Here is a 20,017-nt window from a genome sequence, read left to right as displayed (position 1 = left end):
CACGAGCGAGGTCCTTTGTAACTCTGGGTCCCGGCTTTCGCCGGGATAACGGTTTAGAGAGCTGCTATCGCCGCTCCAAATCGAACGCCCAGCGCAGCGTGCCCGCCAGGCCCCAGGTCCCGCCGCGCACCACCGGCCTTGCCAACCCCGGCCCCGAGAGCCCGTGCATCGCACGCGCCCAGTCGGGGAGCAGGTCGATCGCCGCCTCGAAGGTGAGCAACTGGAAGGGCTTGGCCGCAAGGCTGGGCGCCGGCTGCTCGAGCACCATCCGCGCCACCTCGCGGGTGCGTTCGTCGACCTTCAGCTCGCTGCGGAACGCGGTCACCAACGCCTCGGCCGCCGCGCGCGTCCGCGGGACCGGATCGGCGCCGAGCGCTTCGGCGATCAGCGCGAATTCGGCGAAATAGCGATCCTGGTCGGCCATCGACATCCGCGGCTCGGCATAGCGGATCCAGGCGTCGAGGAAGCTCACCGCCTCGCTCACATGCACCCAGGCGAGCAGGTGCGGGTCGTCGGCCGAATAGGGCGTGCCGTCGGGCAGGATGCCCTTCACGCGCGTATGCACCTCGCGCACCTTGGCGATCGCCGCCGCGGCGTCCTCGCGCGAACTGAAGCCGGTCACCGCGATGAAGCGCGCGGTGCGCCGCAGCCGCCCGATCATGTCGCCGCGGAACGCCGAATGGTCCCACACGCCGGCGAGCACCGCGGGGTGGAGCATCTGGAGCAGCAGCGCCGCGACGCCGCCAACCATCATCGTCGTCACGTCGCCGTGCACGCGCCAGCACACCGATCGGGGCCCGAACAGCCCGTCGTCGGGCCGGCGCACCACCGGCGTCTCGCCGCGTTCCTGGTCGTTGAACAGGCCGCGCACCTGGCCGACGAGGCGGCGCTTGACCGGCGCGGAGAGGAAATGGAGCGGAGACACGCCGCCGGTCTAGGGGGCCGCGGCGCAGAGGCCAAGGCCCCGACATATCGCGGAAACGCCCGATCGTTTCGACTCCGCACGCACCGATGCTATGACGCCATGGCGGCAGCGAGTCGCTTAAGCATTGGGGGCGACGATGCTGAATTCGATGCGGGTGCGGGCGTTGGTGCTGGCGGGGGCGGTCGCGCTGGTCGCGACGACGGGGACGGCGCAGATGCAGCCGATCACCGGCGGCAGCGTGCTCGCCGCGGTCGAGCGGCTGCGGCCCGGGCAGTTCCTCTGGGCGCCGCAGATCGCGCCGCAGGGCCCGATGCTGGTGGTGGTGAACATCGCCACGCAGCGCCTCGTCGCCTATCGCAACGGCGTGCCGATCGCGGTCTCCACCGTCTCGACCGGCAAGCCCGGCCATGCGACGCCGCTCGGCGTCTTCACCGTGCTGCAGAAGGCGGAGACGCACTTCTCGAGCAAGTACAACCGCGCGCCGATGCCCTTCATGCAGAAGCTGACGTGGAACGGCATCGCGCTCCATGCCGGCAACCTGCCCGGCTATCCCGCCTCGCACGGCTGCATCCGCCTGCCCAACGACTTCGCCAAGCTGCTGTTCGGCGAGACCGCGCTCGGCATGACCGTGGTGGTCGTCAACCAGGCGCCGCAGCTCCGCCTCGGCCCCTCGGCGGCGAGCGTGCGCAGCAACCGGCCCTACACCGCCACCGGACCCGCCGAATGGCATCCCGAGCGCGCGCCCTATGGCCCCGTCTCGATCGTGGTGAGCGCCGCCGACCGCCGGATGGTGGTGCTGCGCAACGGCGTCCAGATCGGCTCGGCGCCGGTGCGCTTCGACGGCGAGGTCGAGCGGATGCAGGCCTATGTGCTCCAGTCGGTCGCCGGCGGCCGCTACGACTGGCAGCGCGTCGAGCTGCCCGGCCAGGCGCCGGCGGCGTTCGACCTGGGGACGGGCGGCGAGGCCGAGCGCTTCCAGGGCACCGATCCCTTCCGCCAGGCGCTCGCCTCGGTGGTCGGGCCCGGCACGACGATGGTGGTGATCCCCGACACGCTGGGGCTCAACCTGGCGCCCGCCGAAGCCGAACCCGCGGTGCCGATGACGCTGATCGAGAACGGTCCCGTCGTCGCGGACTGGATGAGCGACGCGCGGCTCAGCGACACGCGCTGATTTTGATGAGTCGCGGTGCCCCTTTCGGCCGAGTTAGGCGTTGACCCGGCGCCGTTTTGCAGTGCAGCGTAACCAGATGGCCAGCGTAACGATCGCGAACAATCCCGACGTCCGTTTCCTCGGGCGGATGCTCGGCGACGTCATCCGCGCCTATGGCGGCGAGGCGCTGTTCAAGCGGATCGAATATATCCGCCAGACCTCGGTCGACCGCGCGCGCGGCATCGCCGGCGCCGACCGCACCGACTCGGGGCTCGAGCGCCTCAGCCTCGACGACACGCTCGAGTTCGTGCGCGGCTTCATGCTCTTCTCGATGCTCGCCAACCTCGCCGAGGACCGCCAGGGCGTGAGCGCCGACAAGGGCGCCGACGTCGCCAGCACGCTCGCGCATCTCAAGAAGGACGGGATCGATCATGCCGCGGTGATCAGGCTGCTCGAGCACGCGCTCGTCGTCCCCGTGCTCACCGCGCACCCCACCGAAGTGCGCCGCAAGAGCATGATCGATCACAAGAACCGGATCGCCGAGCTGATGGCGCTCAAGGACCTGGGCCTCAAGGAGACCGAGGACGGCGACCTGATCGACGATGCGATCCTGCGCCAGATCGCGCTGCTCTGGCAGACGCGGGTGCTGCGCCGCGAGAAGCTGGGCGTGGTCGACGAGGTCGAGACAGCGCTGTCGTACCTGCGCGACGTGTTCCTCCGCGTGCTCCCCGCGCTCTATTCGCGCTGGGACCGCGCCTTGGGCTCGCGAACCCCGAGCTTCCTCAAGCCGGGCAGCTGGATCGGCGGCGACCGCGACGGCAACCCGTTCGTCGATGCCGATTCGATGCGCACGGCGCTCGCCCGCGCGGCCGAGACGGTGCTGGGCCATTACCTCTCGCAGGTCCATGCGCTCGGCGCCGAGCTGTCGATCTCGACCGAGAACAGCGACGTCGATCCCGGCGTGCTCGCGCTTGCCGAGGCGAGCCACGATCCCGGCCGCAGCCGACAGGACGAACCCTATCGCCGCGCGCTCTCGGGCATCTATGCGCGGCTCTGCGCCACCCATGTGAAGCTCACCGGCAAGGCGCCGCCGCGCCCCGCGACGATCGAAGGCGAGCCCTATGCCGAGCCCGGCGAGCTGCGCGAGGAGCTGGCGGTGGTCGCGCGCGCGCTCGCCGAGACCGGCGGCGGGGCGCTGTCGAGCGGCGGCGCGCTCGGGCGCCTGATTCGCTCCGTGGAAACCTTCGGCTTCCACCTGGCGACGCTCGACATGCGGCAGAACAGCGCGGTGCACGAGCGCGTCGTCGGCGAGCTGCTCGCGCGCGCCGGCGTGTGCGACGATTATGCCGGGCTCGACGAGGATGCGCGCGTGGCCCTGCTTCGCCGCGAGCTGCAGAGCCCGCGGCTGCTCACCAGCCCCTATGCGGATTATTCGGAGGAGACCGCCTCCGAGCTCGCGATCGTGCGCGAGGCGGCGAGCGCGCATGCACGCTACGGGCGCCAGTGCATCACCCATTACATCGTCTCGATGGCCCAGTCGGTCTCCGACCTGCTCGAGGTCCATGTGATGCTCAAGGAAGCCGGGCTCTACACGCCCGGCGAGCCGCCGCAGGCGCAGGTGATGGCGATCCCGCTGTTCGAGACGATCGCCGACCTCGAGGGCGCGCCGGCGATCATGGAGGCCTATTTCGCGCTTCCCGAGATCGATGCGATCGCCAAGGCGCGCGGACACCAGGAAGTGATGATCGGCTATTCCGATTCGAACAAGGACGGCGGCTATCTCACTTCGACCTGGCAGCTCTCGCGCGGCTCGACTGCGCTTGCGCCGGTGTTCGAAAAGGCCGGCGTGCGGATGCAGCTATTCCACGGCCGCGGCGGCTCGGTCGGGCGCGGCGGCGGGTCGAGCTATTCGGCGATCCTCGCCCAGCCGCCGGGCACGGTGCAGGGCCGCATCCGCATCACCGAGCAGGGCGAAGTGATCGCGGCGAAATACGGCACGCGCGAGAGCGCGATGACCAACCTCGAGGCGGTCGCCTCGGCGACGCTGCTCGCCAGCCTCGAGCCCGCCAAGCTCGCGCCCAAGGATGCGACGCGCTTCCATGCGGCGATGGACCAGCTCTCCGACGCGGCGTTCCGCGCCTATCGCGGGCTGGTCTACGAGACCGAGGGCTTCACCACCTTCTTCCGCCAGATGACGCCGATCGCCGAGATCGCGGGCCTGAAGATCGGCTCGCGCCCGGCGAGCCGGAAGAAGTCCGACGCGATCGAGGACCTGCGCGCGATCCCCTGGGTGTTCAGCTGGGCGCAGGCGCGGGTGATGCTGCCGGGCTGGTATGGCGTCGGCGCCGCGCTCGAGGCGTTCGAGGACAAGGGGCTGCTGCGCGAGATGGCGGCGGGCTGGCCGCTGTTCCAGGCGACGCTCGACAATATGGAGCAGGTGCTCGCCAAGTCCGACATGCGGATCGCCGAGCACTATGCCGCGCTGGTCGAGGACGAGGGTCTGCGCGACTCGATCTTCGGCCGCATCCGCGACGGCTGGCAGGCGACGCACGATGGCCTGCTCCAGGTGACGCGCCAGACGCGGCTGCTCGAGAAGCACCCGACGCTCGACGCCTCGATCCGGCTGCGGCTGCCGTACATCGAGCCGCTCAACCTGCTGCAGATCGAGCTGATGAAGCGCCACCGCGCCGGCGAGGACGATCCGCGCGTCGGCGACGGCATCCTGTTGTCGATCAACGCCGTGGCGACGGCGCTTCGCAACAGCGGATAGGCGCGCGTCCTCCAGCCTTCGCTTCAGCGGCAGAGGATCGCGCGCCCGGCCTTCACACCAGCGCGTTGCGCCGGATCAGTTCCTTGTACCAGAGCGCGCTGAGCTTGGGGGTGCGCTTCTGGGTGGCGAAATCGACGTAGTGGATGCCGAAGCGCTTCCCATAGCCGTCGGCCCATTCGAAATTGTCCATCAGGCTCCAGAGGAAATAGCCCTTCACGGGCAAGCCCTCGGCCGTCGCGCGGTGGAGGTGGGTGAGGTAGTTGCGCAGGTACATCACGCGGTCGGTGTCGTTGACTTCGCCGCCGACCAGCTTGTCGTCGGAGGAGCAGCCGTTCTCCGAGATGAAGATCGCCTTGGGCTTGTAGAGCTCCGCCACCTGGCGGACGCCCCAGTAGAGCACCTCGGGGCCGACGAAGAGCCAGGGCGAGGCCATGTGCGGCGCCGAGCTCGGATGCGGCAGCAGCTTGTAGCCGCGCGGCGCCGAGGGATCGGCCTTGGCATAGCCGGGCGTGTAGATGTTGAGCGCGACGAAATCGAGCGGGCTGCCGATCGCGGCCATGTCGCCCGGCTGGACCTTGGGCGCATCGGCGCCGCAGGTCGCGAGATAGTGTTCGTCGTATTTGCCGGTCATCACCGCGCCCAGGAACATCGCGTTCTGGTCGTAGGTCGCGCGCTTGGCCGCTTCGATGTCCTCGGGCGTCTCGATCGCGGGGACGATGAAATTGGGGTTCTCGGCGAGGCCGACCTGCGCGCCCGCCGCGGCCTTGGCGCGGATCGCCTGGACCGCGAGGCCGTGCGCGAGCACGCCGTGGTGGCGGACCTGGTTCACGCCCGCCGGCGGCAGCTTGAGGCCGGGGGCGTGGATGCCCTGCATGTGGCTGAGATCGGTGAAGCAGCGGATCTCGTTGGTCGTCATGAAATGCTTGACGCGATCGCCGAGCTGCCCGGCCATGTAGCCGGCATAGTCGGCGAACGCCAAGGCGGTGTCGCGGTTCTGCCAGCCGCCCGGCAGCGCCGCCGGATAGTCCCAGTGGAACATGGTGACATAGGGCGTGATGCCCTTGGCGAGCAGGTCGTCGACGACGCGCTTGTAATGGTCGACGCCCTTCTGGTTGGGCGTGCCGCGGCCCTCGGGGAAGATCCGCGACCAGGCAATCGACATGCGGTACATGCCCACGCCGAGGTTCTTCAGCAGGTCATGGTCCTCGGCGTAGCGATGGTAGCTGTCGCAGGCGACGTCGCCGGTGTCGCCGTTCGCGACCTTGCCCGGGGTGTGCGAGAAGACGTCCCAGTTGGTCGCGCCGCGCCCGTCCTCGGTCGCCGCGCCCTCGACCTGGTACGACGCCGTCGCGCAGCCCCATTGGAAGCCCTTGGGGAAGCTTTGCGGTGACAGCGTTGTCTCCTCGGCATGTCCCTTGGCCTCGGCGGTGCCGATCCCGCCGCCGGCCAGGATCGCCGCGGCGCCCAGCGTCTTGCCGAGGTCGCGGCGCGTGAAGTTGGTCATGGTCCTCTCCCGCATGTGTTTGCGCATGGATAGCAGCTTCATGGGCTCGAGCGAGCCTCAAAAATGGTCGCGGTTGCGCGCACGGCCGAATCGCTGTCAAAGTGGCGGCATGTGGCTCCTCGACAAGGCGCTCGGGCGCCTCATCCGCACCGGCGAACTCACCATCGTCGATCACGACGGCAAGGCCTATCGCTACGGCACGCCCGATCCGGCGCTGAACCCGGTGACGGTGCGCTTCACCGACGCGCGCGTTGCGGGCGAGATCGCGCGCGATCCCGGGCTGGGCGCGGCCGAGGCGCTGATGGACGGGCGGCTGGTGCTCGAGCAGGGCGACATCCTCGACTTGATCCTGGTGATCCGCCGCTCGAACCGCTGGGAGGACCGCAGCGGCAAGGACAAGTTCCTCAAGAAGGGCGGCAAGCTCAAGAACGCGTGGGACCGGTTCAACTGGCAGCGGCGATCGAAGCAGAATGTCGCGCACCACTACGACATCGGCAACCAGCTCTACGAGCTCTTCCTCGACGCCGACATGCAGTACAGCTGCGGCTATCACGTTGCGCCGGGGGTGACGCTCGAGCAGGCGCAGCTCGACAAGAAGGCGCACATCGCCGCCAAGCTGAACCTGAAGCCCGGCAACCGCGTGCTCGACATCGGCTGCGGCTGGGGCGGGATGGCGCTGTACCTCAACCGCGTGGCGGGGGTGGAAGTGCTCGGCATCACGCTCTCCGAGGAGCAGATCCGCACCGCCAGGGCGCGCGCCGAAGCGGCGGGGGTGGCGGACAAGGTCAAGTTCGAGCTGATCGACTATCGCGACGTCGAGGGCCAGTTCGACCGGATCGTCTCGGTCGGCATGTTCGAGCATGTCGGTCCGCCGCAGTTCGAGACCTTCTTCCAGAAGTGCCGCGACCTGCTCGCGCCCGACGGGGTGATGCTGCTCCACACGATCGGGCGGATGGGCAAGCCGGGGACGACCGACGCCTTCACCCAGAAATACATCTTCCCGGGCGGCTATATCCCGTCGCTGTCGGAGATCGTCGGCGCGAGCGAGCAGACGCGGCTGATCATGACCGACTGCGAGACGCTGCGCTTCCATTATTACTACACGATCCGCCACTGGTACGACCGGGTGACGGAGAATGCCGAGGAGATCGTGCGGCGCTACGACGAGCGGTTCCTGCGGCTGTGGCTGTTCTACCTCGCTGGGGCGATGACGATGTTCACCGAGACGAGCATGGTGAACTATCAGCTGCAATACACCCGCCGCCGCGACGCGCTGCCGATGACGCGCGACTATATGTTCGAGGCGGAGGCGAAGCTGCGGGGGACATCCTCCTAGCCGTCATCCCGGCGAAAGCCGGGACCCCCGGGGCCGCGAGCGATTCCCTCTGCAACCCTGGGTCCCGGCTTTCGCCGGGATGACGGCGCTTGGGATGGCGCTATAAGCGATTGCGTGAGCGAGGCCGAGATTCTCCCCGACGAACCCGAGCGCGAAGCGCCGCCGCCCGCCCCTGCGCCGCGCCGGCTCTACCGGCATCGGCTCGCCACGCGCCTCTGGCATTGGGTGAACGCCGTCACCGTCTTCATCATGATCGGCTCCGGCCTGATGATCTTCAACGCCCACCCCCGCCTCTATTGGGGGCAGTATGGCGCGAACTTCGACCATGCCTGGCTGGTGCTGCCGCGCTTCCCCGGCTGGGCGACGATCCCCTCGACCTACAGCCTCGCGATCGCGCGGCACTGGCACCTGTTCTTCGCGCTCATCCTCGCTTTCGCCCTGCTCGGCTTCATGATCGCGAGCCTCGCCAACCGCCATTTCCGCGAGCGCCTGACGCTGCGCCGCGCCGAGCTTGCGCCCGCTCACCTGCTCGCCGATCTGAAGGCGCACCTCGCCTTCCGCTTCCACGACTCGGCCGATCCGCTCGCGTTCAACATCTTCCAGAAGCTCGCCTATATCGGCGTGATCTTCGTGCTGCTGCCGCTGCTGATCTTCACCGGCCTCGCGCTCTCGCCGGGGATGGGGGCGAACTGGCCCTGGCTCATCGACGTGTTCGGCGGGCGGCAGTCGGCGCGGTCGATCCACTTCCTCTGCATGGCGGCGACGGTCGCGTTCATCGTCGTGCACCTGGCGCTGGTGATCCTTGCCGACGCCGTCAACGAAGTCCGCTCGATGATCACCGGCTGGTGGACGCTCCCCGACGAGGAGGAAGCGTCATGAGCCTGGTCACCCGGCGCGGGTTGTTCGTCGCGGGCGCGGGCGGGCTGCTCGCCGGCTGCGACGCGGTGGGGCGCAACCCCACCGCCAAGTCGATCCTGATGAAGGACAGCGACTTCCATTACAGGCTCCAGCGGCTGATCGGTGGCGGCCACAGCCTCGCGCGCGAGTTCCGGCCCGAGCAGCGCAGCCCGGTGTTCCGCGTCAACGGCACCGCCAATCCGAACACGCAGGATTACAACGCGCATGTCGCGAACCGCTTCGCCGAGTGGCGGCTGCGCTTCGACGGGCTGGTGCGGCGGCCGCTATCGGTGTCGCTCGCCCAGCTCCAGCAGATGCCGCAGCGCGCGCAGATCACGCGGCACGATTGCGTCGAAGGCTGGAGCGCGATCGGCAAGTGGCAGGGCCCGCGGCTCGCGACGTTGGTCGACGCCGCGCAGCTGCTCCCCTCCGCCCGCTTCCTCGTCTTCCACTGCGCCGATTCGATCAACGGCCGGCCCTATTATGAATCGATCGACCTGGTCGACGCGCTCCATCCGCAGACGCTGCTCGCCTGGGCGCTCAACGACAAGCCGCTCAACGTCGGGCATGGCGCGCCGCTCCGCCTGCGCGTCGAGCGCCAGCTGGGGTACAAACAGGCGAAATATATCATGCGTATCCAGGCGACCGACAGCCTGGCGGGGTTCGGCGACGGCAATGGCGGCTATTGGGAGGACGCCAGCGGCTATGAATGGTACGCCGGGATCTGAGGGTGGGCTCCAACGATATGGATCATAACGGAGGGGAACCGATTCAGGAGTGGATCATTCCGTTATGGTGTTAATCGACAAGTTCTTTTCGCGAGCGATCAAGCGCGGCTCGCTGACGCTCATCCATGAGAACGGCCGGACCGTCCGCTTCGGCACGCCCGATCCGGCGTTCAATCCCGTCACGATCCGGCTCCACCGCGGCGCGACCGCGGCGATCGTGCGCGATCCGGCGCTCGGCGCGGCCGAGGGCTTCATGGACGGGCGGATCACGATCGAGCAGGGCGACATCCTCGACCTGCTGATGCTCGCCACCGGCAACAATCGCTGGGAAGGCGGCGCGCGCCACCTCGAGCCGGGGCCGTTCAGCCGCGGGCTGCAGGCGGTGCGCCACCGGCTCGGGCGGATCAACATGCGCCGACAGGCCAAGCGCAACGTCGCGCACCACTATGACCTCTCCGACCGGCTCTACGACCTCTTCCTCGACGCCGACCGCCAGTACAGCTGCGCCTATTTCACCGATCCCGCCAACAGCCTCGAGCAGGCGCAATGGGACAAGAAGGCGCATATCGCCGCCAAGCTCGCGCTCGAGCCGGGCATGCGCGTGCTCGACATCGGCTGCGGCTGGGGCGGGATGGCGCTGTTCCTCCACCAGCAGACCGGCGCCGAGGTGCTCGGCGTGACGCTCTCGGAGGAGCAACTGAAGGTCGCGCGCCGCCGCGCCGAGGAGGCGGGCGTCGCGGACAAGGTCAGGTTCGAGCTGATCGACTATCGCGACGTCGAAGGGCAGTTCGACCGGATCGTCTCGGTCGGCATGTTCGAGCATGTCGGCCCGCCCAACTACCGCACCTTCTTCGCCAAGTGCCGCGAGCTGCTGACCCCGCAGGGGGTGATGCTGATCCACACCATCGGCCGCGCCGGCGCGCCAGGGGTGACCGACCGTTTCACCGCGAAATACATCTTCCCCGGCGGCTATATCCCCGCGCTTTCCGAGATCGCGCAAGGCTATGAGGGGATGCGCTACTACCTCACCGACCTCGAGGTGCTGCGCATGCACTATGGGCACACGCTCAAGCATTGGTACGACCGTACCACCGCCGCGAAGGAGGCGATCGTCGAGATGTACGACGAACGCTTCTTCCGCATGTGGACCTATTATCTCGCGGGCTCGATCACGGGGTTCATGAACGGCGGGCTGGTCAACTACCAGCTCCAGTTCGCGCGCGACCGCCATGCGCTGCCGATCACGCGCGATTACATGGCCGAAGCGGAAGCGCGGCTGCGCTGCCCCGACCAGGCGGCGCTGCGTCAGGCGGGATAGGCCTCGTCCATATAGGCGAGCGAGTCGCGGACGAGGTCCTCGAGCACCGCGGTGTCGATGTCGGCGAGCTTCTTGACGTAGAGGCAGGCCTTGCTCGTCCTGTGCTTGCCGAGGCGGGCGAGCAGCGGGTGGCCCTGGCTGACGATGCCGCCGAGATAGAAGACGAGCTCGGCCTTGCGCGGCGAGAAGCCGATCCGGCACATCTCGCCTTCGTGGCCGCTGTCGTATTTGTAGCGGTAGGTGCCGAAGCCGATGATCGTCGGCCCCCACATCGCGGCGGGCCGGCCCGAGAGCCGCTCCATCAGCGCGCGCACCGCCTTGCCGTCCTCGCGGCGGACGGGGTGCTCGATCGCGTCGAGGAAGGCGTCGACGCTGACCTCGCTGGGCTTGGTCTTGAGTTCGGCCATGATCTGTCTCCCGACGCTTCCAACCATACACTGTCGTCATCCCGGCGAAAGCCGGGACCCAGGGCCAAGCAGGACGTCGCTTGTGGCCCTGGGTCCCGGCTTTCGCCGGGATGACGGGGTGGGTGGTGTGGTGATGGTGGAACCGGTAAGCGCCCCCCAATGTCCGCCACCCTCCCCCTCACGCGCCGGTCGATCTTCGCCCAGGCCTGGCCGATCATGCTCGGCCAGACGACGGTGCCGCTCGTCGGGCTGGTCGACACCGCGGTGATCGGGCGGACCGGCGACGCGGCGGCGCTCGCCGGGGTGGCGCTGGGGGCGACGATCGTCAGCTTCATCTTCTGGAGCTTCGGCTTCCTCCGCATGGGGATGACCGGGATGACCGCGCAAGCCCAGGGCGCGGGCGACTCGGCGGAAGTGGACGCGCTGCTCGTGCGCGGGCTGATGGTGGGGGCGGGGATCGGCGCGGTCCTGTTCGCGCTCCAACTGCTGCTGATCCCGGCGGCCTTCGCGCTGCTCGCCGGCGGGCCCGATGTCGACAGGGCCGCGAGGACCTTCGTCGCGGCGCGCTTCTTCGGCGCGCCGGCGGGGCTCGCGGTGTTCGCGATCAACGGCTGGCTGCTCGGGCTCGGGCGGAGCCGCGGCGCGCTTGCGCTGCAGATCGTGATGAACCTCGCCAATGCGGCGCTCGACATCCTGTTCGTCTGGCATTTCGACATGGGCGCGCGCGGCGTGGGGCTGGGCACCGCCGCGGCCGAGTGGATCGCGCTGGCGACCGGGCTCGCGCTCGTCGCGCCGCACCTCCATGGCCTCGGCGACCGTGCGAGGCTGTTCGACGGCGCGGCGCTCGGGCGACTCTTCGCGGTCAATGCCGACATCATGGTCCGCACGATCGCGCTGCTCTTCCTCTTCGCCTGGCTCGCCAACGCCGGCGCGCGGCTGGGGACGGTGGCGCTGGCAGCGAACCAGGTGCTGCTCCAGGCAGTGGGCTTGGCCGCCTTCGTGCTCGACGGCTTCGCCTTCACCGCCGAATCGCGTGTCGGCCAGGCGATCGGCGCGCGCTCGAGGGCCGACTTCCTCCGCGCGATCCGGCTGACCGGCGAGTTCTGCCTGGCGACCGCGGTGCTTGCCTGCCTGCTGATCTGGCTGGCGGGCGCGCCGGCGATCGGCTGGCTCGTCGCCAACCCCGAGGTGCGCGACCGCGCCGTGATGCTGCTGCCGCTCGTCGCGATCCTGCCGGTGGTGGGGACGCCGGCGTGGATGCTCGACGGCATCTTCATCGGCGCGACCGGCGGCAAGGCGCTGCGCAACGCCGCGCTGATCTCGACCGCGCTCTACGTGGCGACCGACATCGCGCTCAGGCCCTGGGGGCATACCGGCCTCTATTGGGCGTTCGGGCTCAGCTACGTCTATCGCGCGGCGGCGCTGGGCGCGTGGTTCCCCGGACTGCTGCGCTCGCTTGCGGAACCCGCGCCCCGCTCCTAGAGCGCCCCCGTTTCCCATCGTTGGAGTCGTCCATGTCCGAGAAGATCAACCGAGTCGTCCTTGCCTATTCGGGCGGTCTCGACACGAGCGTGATCCTGAAGTGGCTCCAGCAGACCTACCAATGCGAAGTGGTGACCTTCACCGCCGACCTCGGCCAGGGCGAGGAGCTCGAGCCCGCGCGCAGGAAGGCCGAGCTGGCGGGGGTGAAGCCCGAGCACATCTTCATCGACGACCTCAAGGAAGAGTTCGTCCGCGACTTCGTCTTCCCGATGATGCGCGCCAACGCCGCCTATGAGGGCGTCTACCTGCTCGGCACCTCGATCGCGCGCCCGCTGATCGCCAAGCGCCAGATCGAGATCGCACGAGCCGTGAACGCCGATGCGGTCAGCCACGGCGCCACCGGCAAGGGCAACGACCAGGTGCGCTTCGAGCTCGGCTATTATGCGCTCGCGCCCGACATCAAGGTGATCGCCCCTTGGCGCGAGTGGGACCTGACCTCGCGCTCGAAGCTGATCGAGTTCGCCGAGGCGCACCAGATTCCGGTCGCCAAGGACAAGCGCGGCGAAGCGCCCTTCTCGACCGACGCGAACCTTCTCCACACTTCGTCCGAGGGCAAGGTGCTCGAGGATCCGTGGCAGGAAGTCCCCGACTACGTCTTCTCGCGCACCGCCAGCCTCGAGGAAGCGCCGAACACGCCCCAGGTCATCACCCTTGCCTTCGAGAAGGGCGATGCGGTCGCGGTCGACGGCGAGCCGCTGTCGCCGGCGAGCCTGCTCGCGCGGCTCAACGACCTCGGCCGCGAGCACGGCATCGGCCGGCTCGATCTCGTCGAGAACCGCTTCGTCGGCATGAAGTCGCGCGGGATGTACGAGACGCCGGGCGGCACGATCCTCCACGTCGCGCACCGCGCGATCGAATCGCTCACGCTCGACCGCGGCGCCGCGCACCTCAAGGACGAGCTGATGCCGCGCTATGCCGAGCTGATCTACAACGGCTTCTGGTTCTCGCCCGAGCGCGAGATGCTCCAGGCGGCGATCGACCACAGCCAGGCCAAGGTCTCGGGCGAGGTTCGGCTCAAGCTCTACAAGGGCGGCGTGCATGTGATCGGCCGCCGCTCGCCCAATTCGCTGTACAGCGAGAAGGTGGTGACCTTCGAGGACGACCAGGGCGCCTATGACCAGCGCGACGCGGCGGGCTTCATCAAGCTGAACGCGCTGCGCCTCAGGCTGCTCGGGCGGCGCGACCGATAAGCGCCGGGCTGCATCGGATCGGGCGCGAGGCGCAGCCGCTGGTCGTGCTCGACGGCTTCGCGGCCGATCCCGACGGGCTGCGCGAGGCGGCGATGGCGGCCGGGTTCGGGCCCGGCGCGAACCATTATCCCGGCATCCGCGCGCCGCTGCCCGAAGCGTATCTCGAGGCGCAGCTGCCGGTGATCGCCGAGGCGGTGCGCGCGATGGGCGTGGCCGGCGAGCTGCGCGTGATCGACGCGAGCTTCTCGATCGTCACCACGCCCCCCGCCGAGCTGGGCGTGCGCCAGCGATTGCCGCACGTCGATGCGTTCGCCGAGAACCGGATCGCGCTGGTCCATTATCTCTCGCCCGAGGGCGGCGACGGCACCGCCTTCTACCGCCATCGCTCGACCGGCTTCGAGACGATCGACGAGAGCCGCGCGCCGATCTTCTTCGACCAGCTCGAGGCCGAGCTGCGCATGCGCGGGATGCCGCCGGCCGCGTATATCGCCGGGGACACGCCGCTGTTCGAGCAGATCGGCCACGCCGAGGCGCGCTACAACCGCGCCTTGCTCTATCCGAGCTGGCTGCTCCACAGCGGCGCGATCGCTCCCGACGCCGCGCTTTCGAGCGATCCGGCGGCGGGCCGATTGACCGTGACGGGATTTCTGGTGGCCGAATAGCCCATTTGCGGCTAGGGGCGCAGCTGATCGAACGCACCGCGCCCGGAGTCGCACGCCTTGTCGCGCCTCCTTGCAGCGGTGCCGCGAACCCCCATGTTGCCGAGTTCATGCCCCTAGAAACCCTACCCCCGCTTCTGTCGGAAGCGCTCGCCGCGCGTGGCTATGCCGCGCTCACTCCGGTCCAGGCCGCCGTCCTCGAGCCCGAGGCGGAGGGGCGCGACCTCATCGTCTCCGCCCAGACCGGATCGGGCAAGACCGTCGCCTTCGGCCTCGCCATGGCCGCGCAACTGCTCGACGACGGAGCGCTGCCGCCGCCGCGCACGCCGCTCGCGCTGATCATCGCGCCGACGCGCGAGCTCGCGCTGCAGGTCAGCCGCGAGCTGACCTGGCTCTACGGCGAGGCGCGGGCGCGGATCGCGACCTGCGTCGGCGGGATGGACGCCTCGAAGGAGCGCCGCGCGCTCAGCCATGGCGCGCACATCGTCGTCGGCACGCCGGGGCGGCTGCGCGACCATCTCGAGCGCGGCGCGCTCGACCTCACCGCGCTGCGCGTCGCGGTGCTCGACGAGGCGGACGAGATGCTCGACATGGGCTTCCGCGAGGACCTCGAGGAGATCCTCGACGCGACGCCTTCCGAGCGCCGCACGCTGCTCTTCTCGGCGACGATGCCCAAGCCGATCGTCGCGCTGGCGCGGCGCTACCAGCAGGACGCGCTGCGCATCTCGACCGTCGGCGAGGATCGCGGACACGGCGACATCGCCTATCAGGCGGTGACCGTCAGCCCCTCGGACATCGAGCATGCGGTGATCAACCTGCTCCGCCTCCACGAGGCCGAGACCGCGATGCTGTTCTGCGCGACGCGCGACAATGTCCGGCATCTCCACGCCGGCCTGCTGGAGCGCGGCTTCGCGGCGGTGGCGCTGTCGGGCGAGCACAGCCAGAACGAGCGCAACGCCGCGCTCCAGGCGCTGCGCGACCGGCGCGCCAGAGTCTGCGTCGCGACCGACGTGGCGGCGCGCGGGATCGACTTGCCGTCGCTCAGCCTCGTCATCCATGTCGAGCTGCCGCGCGACGCCGAGACGCTCCAGCACCGCTCGGGCCGCACCGGCCGCGCGGGCAAGAAGGGGACGGCGGTGCTGATCGTGCCCTATCCGCGCCGTAGGCGGGTCGAGATGATGCTGCGCGGGGCACGGATCAACGCCGAATGGGTCGATGCGCCGACCCCCGAGGACATCCGCGCCGCCGATCGCGAGCGGCTGCTGACCGCGCTGCTCGCGCCGGTCGAGGTCGACGAGGAGGACCAGGCGCTCGCCGAGCGGCTGCTCGCCGAGAAGACCCCGGCGGAAATCGCCGCCGCTCTGGTCCGCGCGCACCGCGCCGCGATGCCCGAGCCCGAGGAGCTGATCGAAGGTACGCCCGAGGCGCGTCGCGCCGCGCAGCAGGAGCGCCACCGGCCGGGGTTCGACGACGTCGTGTGGTTCCGCATGGATGTCGGCCGGCGGCAGAACGCCGATCCGCGCTGGATCCTGCCGCTGCTCTGCCGCCGCGGGCACATCACCAAGAACGAAGTCGGCGCGATCCGGATCGGTCCCAACGAGACCGCCTTCCAGATCCCGCGCGCGATCGCCGCGAAGTTCCAGGCGGCGGTGGCGCGCACCGGCGAAGGCGAGGACGACGTTCGCATCGAGCTGTCGCAGGGCCCGGTCGAAGGTGCGCGGCCGCAGCGCAACGGTCCCAACCGGCCGCCGCGCCCGGCGCACCATAAGGCCAAGCCGCACCGCAAGGGTCCGCGCACCCCGTGAGCGCCAACGTGACCGGTGTCCGCATCCTCGTCGACGCCGATGCCTGCCCGGTGAAGGACGAGATCTACAAGGTCGCCTGGCGGCTCGAAGTGCCGGTCACGCTGGTGAGCAACAGCCACCTGCGCGTGCCGGCGCATCCGCTGATCGATCGCGTGGTGGTGAGCGACGGATTCGACGCGGCGGACGACTGGATCGCCGAGGCGGCCGATGCGCAGGCGGTGGTGGTGACGGCGGACATATTGCTCGCCGACCGCTGTTTGAAGGCGGGGGCGACGGTGCTCGCGCCGACGGGCAAGCCCTTCACCACCAGCTCGATCGGCGGCGCGATCGCGACGCGCGCGATCATGGCCGATCTGCGCGCGGCCGGCGACCAGCTCGGCGGCCCGCCGCCCTTCGCCAAGGCCGATCGCTCGCGTTTCCTCCAGGCGCTGGACAGCGCGCTGGTCCGTCTGCGCCGCTGATCAGACGATCGGCGCGGCGCGTGCCGCGGGCGCCGTGAGATAGCCGTGGAGCACGCGGAGCGCGCGCCCGAGCCGCTCGCGCGCGATCGGGCCGCCGAGCGAGACGCGCACGGCCTGCTCCGCGCCCGGCGTCACCGCGAATCGATCCGCGGCGGTCAGCGACAGTCCCTCGGGCTGCATCGCATGGACGAGCTCGGCGGCGGCGAGCCCCGGCGGCAGCGGCAGCCAGAGGTGATAGCCGCGCGGATGGCGCCGATAGTCGACGCCGCCGAGCGCTGCTTCGGCCAGCGCCTGGCGCTCGGCGACTTCGCGGCGCATCGCCGCCACCAGCCGGTCGAAGCTGCCGTCCGCGAGCCACGCCGTCGCCATCGCGACGTTGAGCGGTGGCGCCATGATCGCCGTCTCATGGACGTCGGCGGCCAGTCGGAGCGCACCGCCGACGCTCGGCGCACGGACATAGGCGACGCGCAGCCCCGGCGAGAGCAGCTTGGAGAGGCTCGCGATATGCCAGCTCCGCTCGGGCGCGAACGCCGCGATCGGCGGGATCGATCCGCCCGCGAGCAGGCCATAGGCATCGTCCTCGACGATGGTGAGGCCCTCGCGCTCGGCCACCGCGGCGATCGCCGCGCGTTCCTCGGTCGGGAGCGTCTCGGCGGTCGGATTGTCGTTGGTCGGGACGACGTAGAGCGCCTTCACCCGCGCGCTGCGGCACGCCTCGGCCAGCGCTTCGGCGCGCATCTCGGGAAGCGCGAGCAGCCGGAGACCAAGCCGCGCGGCGAGCGCCCTGAAGCCGGGATAGACGAAGCGTCCGCACGCCACCACCGCGCCGGGCTCGAGTCCCGGCCCGAGGATCGCATGGAGCGCGTTCTGGCCCCCGGCGGTCACGACGACCTGCTCCTCGCTGCTCTCGAGCCCGACCCCGCGCAGCAGCCGCGCGCCGGCGGCACGGTCCTGCGGCGCGCCGCCCGAGGGCTGGTATTGCAGCCGCGCGGTGCCCACGCCGAGCAGCGCGGTGATTGTACGGCTCATTGTATGGGCAAGCAGCCCGCCGGATATCTCGGGCGGCATGTTCATGCCGGTGTCGACCAGCGATGCGTCCGTCACCTCCGCCGGCGCGCCGCCGGGCTCGGCGACGAAGCTGCCGGCGCGGCCGCGGGCCTCGATCAGCCCGCGGCGGCGGACGAGGTCATAGGCCTTGGTGACGGTGGTGAGGTCGACGCCCAGCCGCGCCGCCAGCTCGCGCTGCGGCGGCAGCCGGTCGCCGGTGCGCAGCTCGCTCCGTGTGATCGCGCCGCTCAGCGCATCGGCGATCGCCTGGTATTTGGCGCCGACCGCCGTCGCGAGATCGGGCACCCACGCCTCAGCCATCGGTGCCGGTGCCGTCCTGTCGTTCGAATCCGCCATCCAGCTTCGCCCAGAGCGCTCCGGTCCCCGATTCCTGCGCCTTGTTGACATATTGCGAGGCGACCAGCCAACCCTTGATCGGTCGCAGCGGCAGCGCGCAGCCGATCGCCATCAAGGGAAGCGACGTGACGAAATGCACCCAGAGCGGCGGATTGAACGCGACCTGGATCCACAGGATCACGAAGGTGAGCGGAAAGGCCGCGATGCTCATCGAGAAGAAGGCGGGGCCGTCGTCGGGCGCGGCGAAGCGATAGTCGAGCCCGCAGACCTCGCAGCGCTCGGCGATCCTGAGCCAGCCGCGGAACATATGCCCCTTGCCGCAGCGCGGGCAGAGCCCGTGCCACCCGGCCTTCATGATCCAGGCGAACTTGTCCTGCTGAACGTCCATGGCATCGTCACTCGCTTACGTATGGCAATACAATGAGCCATACATAATACCATGCAATGCCGGAGTCCAGCCCTGGACGGTATCGGCACTCAGGGTTTTGGCGTCGGCACCAGCAAGCTATCCGTCACCCCGGCCTTGTGCCGGGGCCCACTTAGGCGCACTTGCTGAACGCAAGCTTCTATTCCAGCCATCGACTTCCCGTGGACCCCGGCACAAGGCCGGGGTGACGATGGGCTTGCCGGGGAGGACCAACCCGCGGTTCTGAACGTCGATCCGGCCTAGCGCCGAGGCTGGTCGAGCAGCCCGATAAAGAAAGCGGTCACCGCCGTCTGCAGCCCGACGCAGGCGAGCACTACCGAGGGGATGGTCAGCCGCATCAGCGCGGTCGGATCGAGCGCGCCGAAGCCGCTCGACGCCCAGATCGAGGTCGCGGTGATCCCGCCGCCGAGCCCCAGCGCGAGCATCGCCCCGCCGGCGAGGCAGGCGCGTTCGACCGTGAACCAGTTGCGCACCGCGCGCATCACGCCGGTCTCGGGCCACATGCCCGCGATCACGCCGTAGCGCCGCGCCATCACCGCGAGGCCGACGAGCTGCGAGCCCATCAGCACTGCCATCGCCGCGAAGATCATCGTGTGGACGCCGAGCTCGACTCCTCCGATGCGCGCGTCGCCCGGCGCGAGGCCGATCATCACCCCCATGCCGATCAGCGCGAGCGCGAGGCCGGGGTAGAGGAACAGCCACTTGGGCGCATAGGTGAGCAGGAAGCGCAGGTGTCGCCAGCCGTCGCGCCAGGTGCGCAGGTGCGGCGGGCGGCTGCGGCCGTCGGGCTGGAGCGTGGTGGGAACCTCGCGGATGTCGAGCTTCTCGATCGCGGCCTTGACCACCATCTCGCTCGCGAATTCCATGCCCGGCGCGGCGAGGCCGAGCCGCCGGATCGCGTCGCGGCGGAAGGCGCGCAGGCCGCAGTGGAAGTCGCCGATGCCCACGTCGAAGAAGACGCGGCCGAGCAGGCTCAGCACCGGATTGCCGAGATATTTGTGGAGCGGCGGCATCGCGCCGGGGGCGATCCCGCCCTGGAAGCGATTGCCCATGACGAGCTCGGCGCCTTCGCGCAGTTCCTCGACGAAGGGCATCAGCGAGCCGAAGTCGTAGCTGTCGTCGGCGTCGCCCATCGCGATGTAGCGGCCGCGCGCCGCGGCGATCCCGCCGATCAGCGCCGCGCCATAGCCGCGGTCCGGCACCGGCACGACGCGCGCGCCGAGCGATTCGGCGATGTGCTGCGAACCGTCGGTCGAGCCGTTGTCGGCGATCACCACTTCGCCGCTGAGGCCGTGCGATTCGAGGAAGGCGTTTGCCTTGATGATGCAGGCGGCGATCGTCTCCGCCTCGTTGAGGCAAGGCATGACGATCGACAGCTCGACCTCGTCCGCCGCCAGCGGGGGCTGGGCGTTAGGGACTTGGGCACGAAACGCGGGCTGGGCAGCCATGGGCTCTCCTGGGAAACGTGCCCGCTTCTGGCCCCGCTCGTGAAAA

General features: G+C 69.6%; 17 protein-coding genes. 11 read left to right on the top strand and 6 right to left on the bottom strand.

What is annotated here, in order from left to right; translation table 11 throughout:
* Positions 1-64: 64 nt before the first annotated feature.
* On the bottom strand, positions 65-925 hold the full coding sequence (locus J7495_RS15865) for an oxygenase MpaB family protein (protein WP_294057710.1): 861 nt from the start codon (positions 923-925) through the stop codon (positions 65-67).
* A gap of 136 nt (positions 926-1,061) precedes the next feature.
* Between J7495_RS15865 and J7495_RS15860 the strand changes: the two genes are divergently transcribed.
* Positions 1,062-2,096 carry a L,D-transpeptidase family protein gene (locus J7495_RS15860; protein WP_294057709.1) on the top strand — a complete coding sequence of 345 codons (1,035 nt, stop codon included), beginning with the start codon at positions 1,062-1,064 and terminating at the stop codon, positions 2,094-2,096.
* Between the two features lie 76 nt (positions 2,097-2,172).
* Positions 2,173-4,845 carry a phosphoenolpyruvate carboxylase gene (ppc, locus tag J7495_RS15855; RefSeq protein WP_294057707.1) on the top strand — a complete coding sequence of 891 codons (2,673 nt, stop codon included), beginning with the start codon at positions 2,173-2,175 and terminating at the stop codon, positions 4,843-4,845.
* 52 nt (positions 4,846-4,897) lie between these two features.
* On the opposite strand, the gene J7495_RS15850 is transcribed toward ppc, so the two are convergent.
* Positions 4,898-6,349, bottom strand: a complete 1,452-nt coding sequence (locus J7495_RS15850) for a GH1 family beta-glucosidase (protein WP_294057706.1) — start codon at positions 6,347-6,349, stop codon at positions 4,898-4,900.
* Positions 6,350-6,458: 109 nt separating this feature from the next.
* Here J7495_RS15850 and J7495_RS15845 point away from each other — a divergent pair, with 109 nt between their 5' ends.
* The 4 genes from J7495_RS15845 (at position 6,459) to J7495_RS15830 (ending at position 10,628) form a co-directional block, all read left to right on the top strand.
* Complete coding sequence (locus J7495_RS15845) at positions 6,459-7,685, top strand: cyclopropane-fatty-acyl-phospholipid synthase family protein (RefSeq protein ID WP_294057705.1); 1,227 nt, start codon at positions 6,459-6,461, stop codon at positions 7,683-7,685.
* A gap of 129 nt (positions 7,686-7,814) precedes the next feature.
* Positions 7,815-8,564, top strand: coding sequence for a cytochrome b/b6 domain-containing protein (locus J7495_RS15840; protein WP_294057820.1), 750 nt, complete (start codon positions 7,815-7,817; stop codon positions 8,562-8,564).
* Positions 8,561-9,310, top strand: coding sequence for a molybdopterin-dependent oxidoreductase (locus tag J7495_RS15835; protein WP_294057703.1), 750 nt, complete (start codon positions 8,561-8,563; stop codon positions 9,308-9,310). Before J7495_RS15840 ends, J7495_RS15835 begins: the two co-directional genes overlap by 4 nt.
* A 64-nt stretch (positions 9,311-9,374) precedes the next feature.
* The gene (locus J7495_RS15830) at positions 9,375-10,628 is read left to right on the top strand and encodes a cyclopropane-fatty-acyl-phospholipid synthase family protein (protein WP_294057702.1); all 1,254 of its coding nucleotides are present in this window, start codon (positions 9,375-9,377) and stop codon (positions 10,626-10,628) included.
* Here the strand turns inward: J7495_RS15830 and J7495_RS15825 are convergent.
* Positions 10,616-11,035 (bottom strand): DUF1801 domain-containing protein, encoded by a 420-nt coding sequence (locus tag J7495_RS15825; RefSeq protein ID WP_294057701.1) that lies wholly within the window; start codon positions 11,033-11,035, stop codon positions 10,616-10,618. The two genes, J7495_RS15830 and J7495_RS15825, sit on opposite strands and share 13 nt — an antisense overlap.
* Positions 11,036-11,194: 159 nt before the next feature.
* Here J7495_RS15825 and J7495_RS15820 point away from each other — a divergent pair, with 159 nt between their 5' ends.
* The 5 genes from J7495_RS15820 (at position 11,195) to J7495_RS15800 (ending at position 16,692) form a co-directional block, all read left to right on the top strand.
* Positions 11,195-12,517 (top strand): MATE family efflux transporter, encoded by a 1,323-nt coding sequence (locus tag J7495_RS15820; protein ID WP_294057700.1) that lies wholly within the window; start codon positions 11,195-11,197, stop codon positions 12,515-12,517.
* A 32-nt stretch (positions 12,518-12,549) separates the two neighbouring features.
* Positions 12,550-13,767: an argininosuccinate synthase gene (locus J7495_RS15815; RefSeq protein ID WP_294057699.1), complete on the top strand. Its 1,218-nt coding sequence runs from the start codon at positions 12,550-12,552 to the stop codon at positions 13,765-13,767.
* Positions 13,764-14,429 (top strand): DUF6445 family protein, encoded by a 666-nt coding sequence (locus tag J7495_RS15810; RefSeq protein WP_366811304.1) that lies wholly within the window; start codon positions 13,764-13,766, stop codon positions 14,427-14,429. The genes J7495_RS15815 and J7495_RS15810 overlap by 4 nt, the downstream gene beginning before the upstream one ends.
* 107 nt (positions 14,430-14,536) lie before the next feature.
* Positions 14,537-16,231 carry a DEAD/DEAH box helicase gene (locus J7495_RS15805; protein WP_294057698.1) on the top strand — a complete coding sequence of 565 codons (1,695 nt, stop codon included), beginning with the start codon at positions 14,537-14,539 and terminating at the stop codon, positions 16,229-16,231.
* The gene (locus tag J7495_RS15800) at positions 16,228-16,692 is read left to right on the top strand and encodes a YaiI/YqxD family protein (protein ID WP_294057696.1); all 465 of its coding nucleotides are present in this window, start codon (positions 16,228-16,230) and stop codon (positions 16,690-16,692) included. The genes J7495_RS15805 and J7495_RS15800 overlap by 4 nt, the downstream gene beginning before the upstream one ends.
* On the opposite strand, the gene J7495_RS15795 is transcribed toward J7495_RS15800, so the two are convergent.
* The 3 genes from J7495_RS15795 to J7495_RS15785 form a co-directional block, all read right to left on the bottom strand.
* Complete coding sequence (locus tag J7495_RS15795) at positions 16,693-18,060, bottom strand: PLP-dependent aminotransferase family protein (RefSeq protein ID WP_294057695.1); 1,368 nt, start codon at positions 18,058-18,060, stop codon at positions 16,693-16,695.
* Positions 18,053-18,484, bottom strand: coding sequence for a DUF983 domain-containing protein (locus J7495_RS15790; protein WP_294057694.1), 432 nt, complete (start codon positions 18,482-18,484; stop codon positions 18,053-18,055). The genes J7495_RS15795 and J7495_RS15790 overlap by 8 nt, the downstream gene beginning before the upstream one ends.
* A 278-nt stretch (positions 18,485-18,762) precedes the next feature.
* Positions 18,763-19,971 (bottom strand): glycosyltransferase family 2 protein, encoded by a 1,209-nt coding sequence (locus tag J7495_RS15785; RefSeq protein WP_294057693.1) that lies wholly within the window; start codon positions 19,969-19,971, stop codon positions 18,763-18,765.
* Positions 19,972-20,017: the final 46 nt, after the last annotated feature.

It is taken from the genome of Sphingomonas sp. (genome assembly GCF_017745215.1).
In the GTDB taxonomy this organism is placed as follows: domain Bacteria; phylum Pseudomonadota; class Alphaproteobacteria; order Sphingomonadales; family Sphingomonadaceae; genus Sphingomonas.
The sequence above is the reverse complement of the archived record's forward strand: the minus strand, read 5'-3'. Positions and strand labels throughout refer to the sequence as shown.

Bases quoted from the DNA above. Each gene is read 5' to 3' on its own strand.
- J7495_RS15860 (WP_294057709.1), top strand. From the start codon at position 1,062: ATGCTGAATTCGATGCGGGTGCGGGCGTTGGTGCTGGCGGGGGCGGTC.
- ppc (WP_294057707.1), top strand. From the start codon at position 2,173: ATGGCCAGCGTAACGATCGCGAACAATCCCGACGTCCGTTTCCTCGGG.
- J7495_RS15850 (WP_294057706.1), bottom strand. From the start codon at position 6,349: ATGACCAACTTCACGCGCCGCGACCTCGGCAAGACGCTGGGCGCCGCG.
- J7495_RS15845 (WP_294057705.1), top strand. From the start codon at position 6,459: ATGTGGCTCCTCGACAAGGCGCTCGGGCGCCTCATCCGCACCGGCGAA.
- J7495_RS15835 (WP_294057703.1), top strand. From the start codon at position 8,561: ATGAGCCTGGTCACCCGGCGCGGGTTGTTCGTCGCGGGCGCGGGCGGG.
- J7495_RS15830 (WP_294057702.1), top strand. From the start codon at position 9,375: ATGGTGTTAATCGACAAGTTCTTTTCGCGAGCGATCAAGCGCGGCTCG.
- J7495_RS15825 (WP_294057701.1), bottom strand. From the start codon at position 11,035: ATGGCCGAACTCAAGACCAAGCCCAGCGAGGTCAGCGTCGACGCCTTC.
- J7495_RS15820 (WP_294057700.1), top strand. From the start codon at position 11,195: ATGTCCGCCACCCTCCCCCTCACGCGCCGGTCGATCTTCGCCCAGGCC.
- J7495_RS15815 (WP_294057699.1), top strand. From the start codon at position 12,550: ATGTCCGAGAAGATCAACCGAGTCGTCCTTGCCTATTCGGGCGGTCTC.
- J7495_RS15805 (WP_294057698.1), top strand. From the start codon at position 14,537: ATGCCCCTAGAAACCCTACCCCCGCTTCTGTCGGAAGCGCTCGCCGCG.
- J7495_RS15795 (WP_294057695.1), bottom strand. From the start codon at position 18,060: ATGGCTGAGGCGTGGGTGCCCGATCTCGCGACGGCGGTCGGCGCCAAA.
- J7495_RS15790 (WP_294057694.1), bottom strand. From the start codon at position 18,484: ATGGACGTTCAGCAGGACAAGTTCGCCTGGATCATGAAGGCCGGGTGG.
- J7495_RS15785 (WP_294057693.1), bottom strand. From the start codon at position 19,971: ATGGCTGCCCAGCCCGCGTTTCGTGCCCAAGTCCCTAACGCCCAGCCC.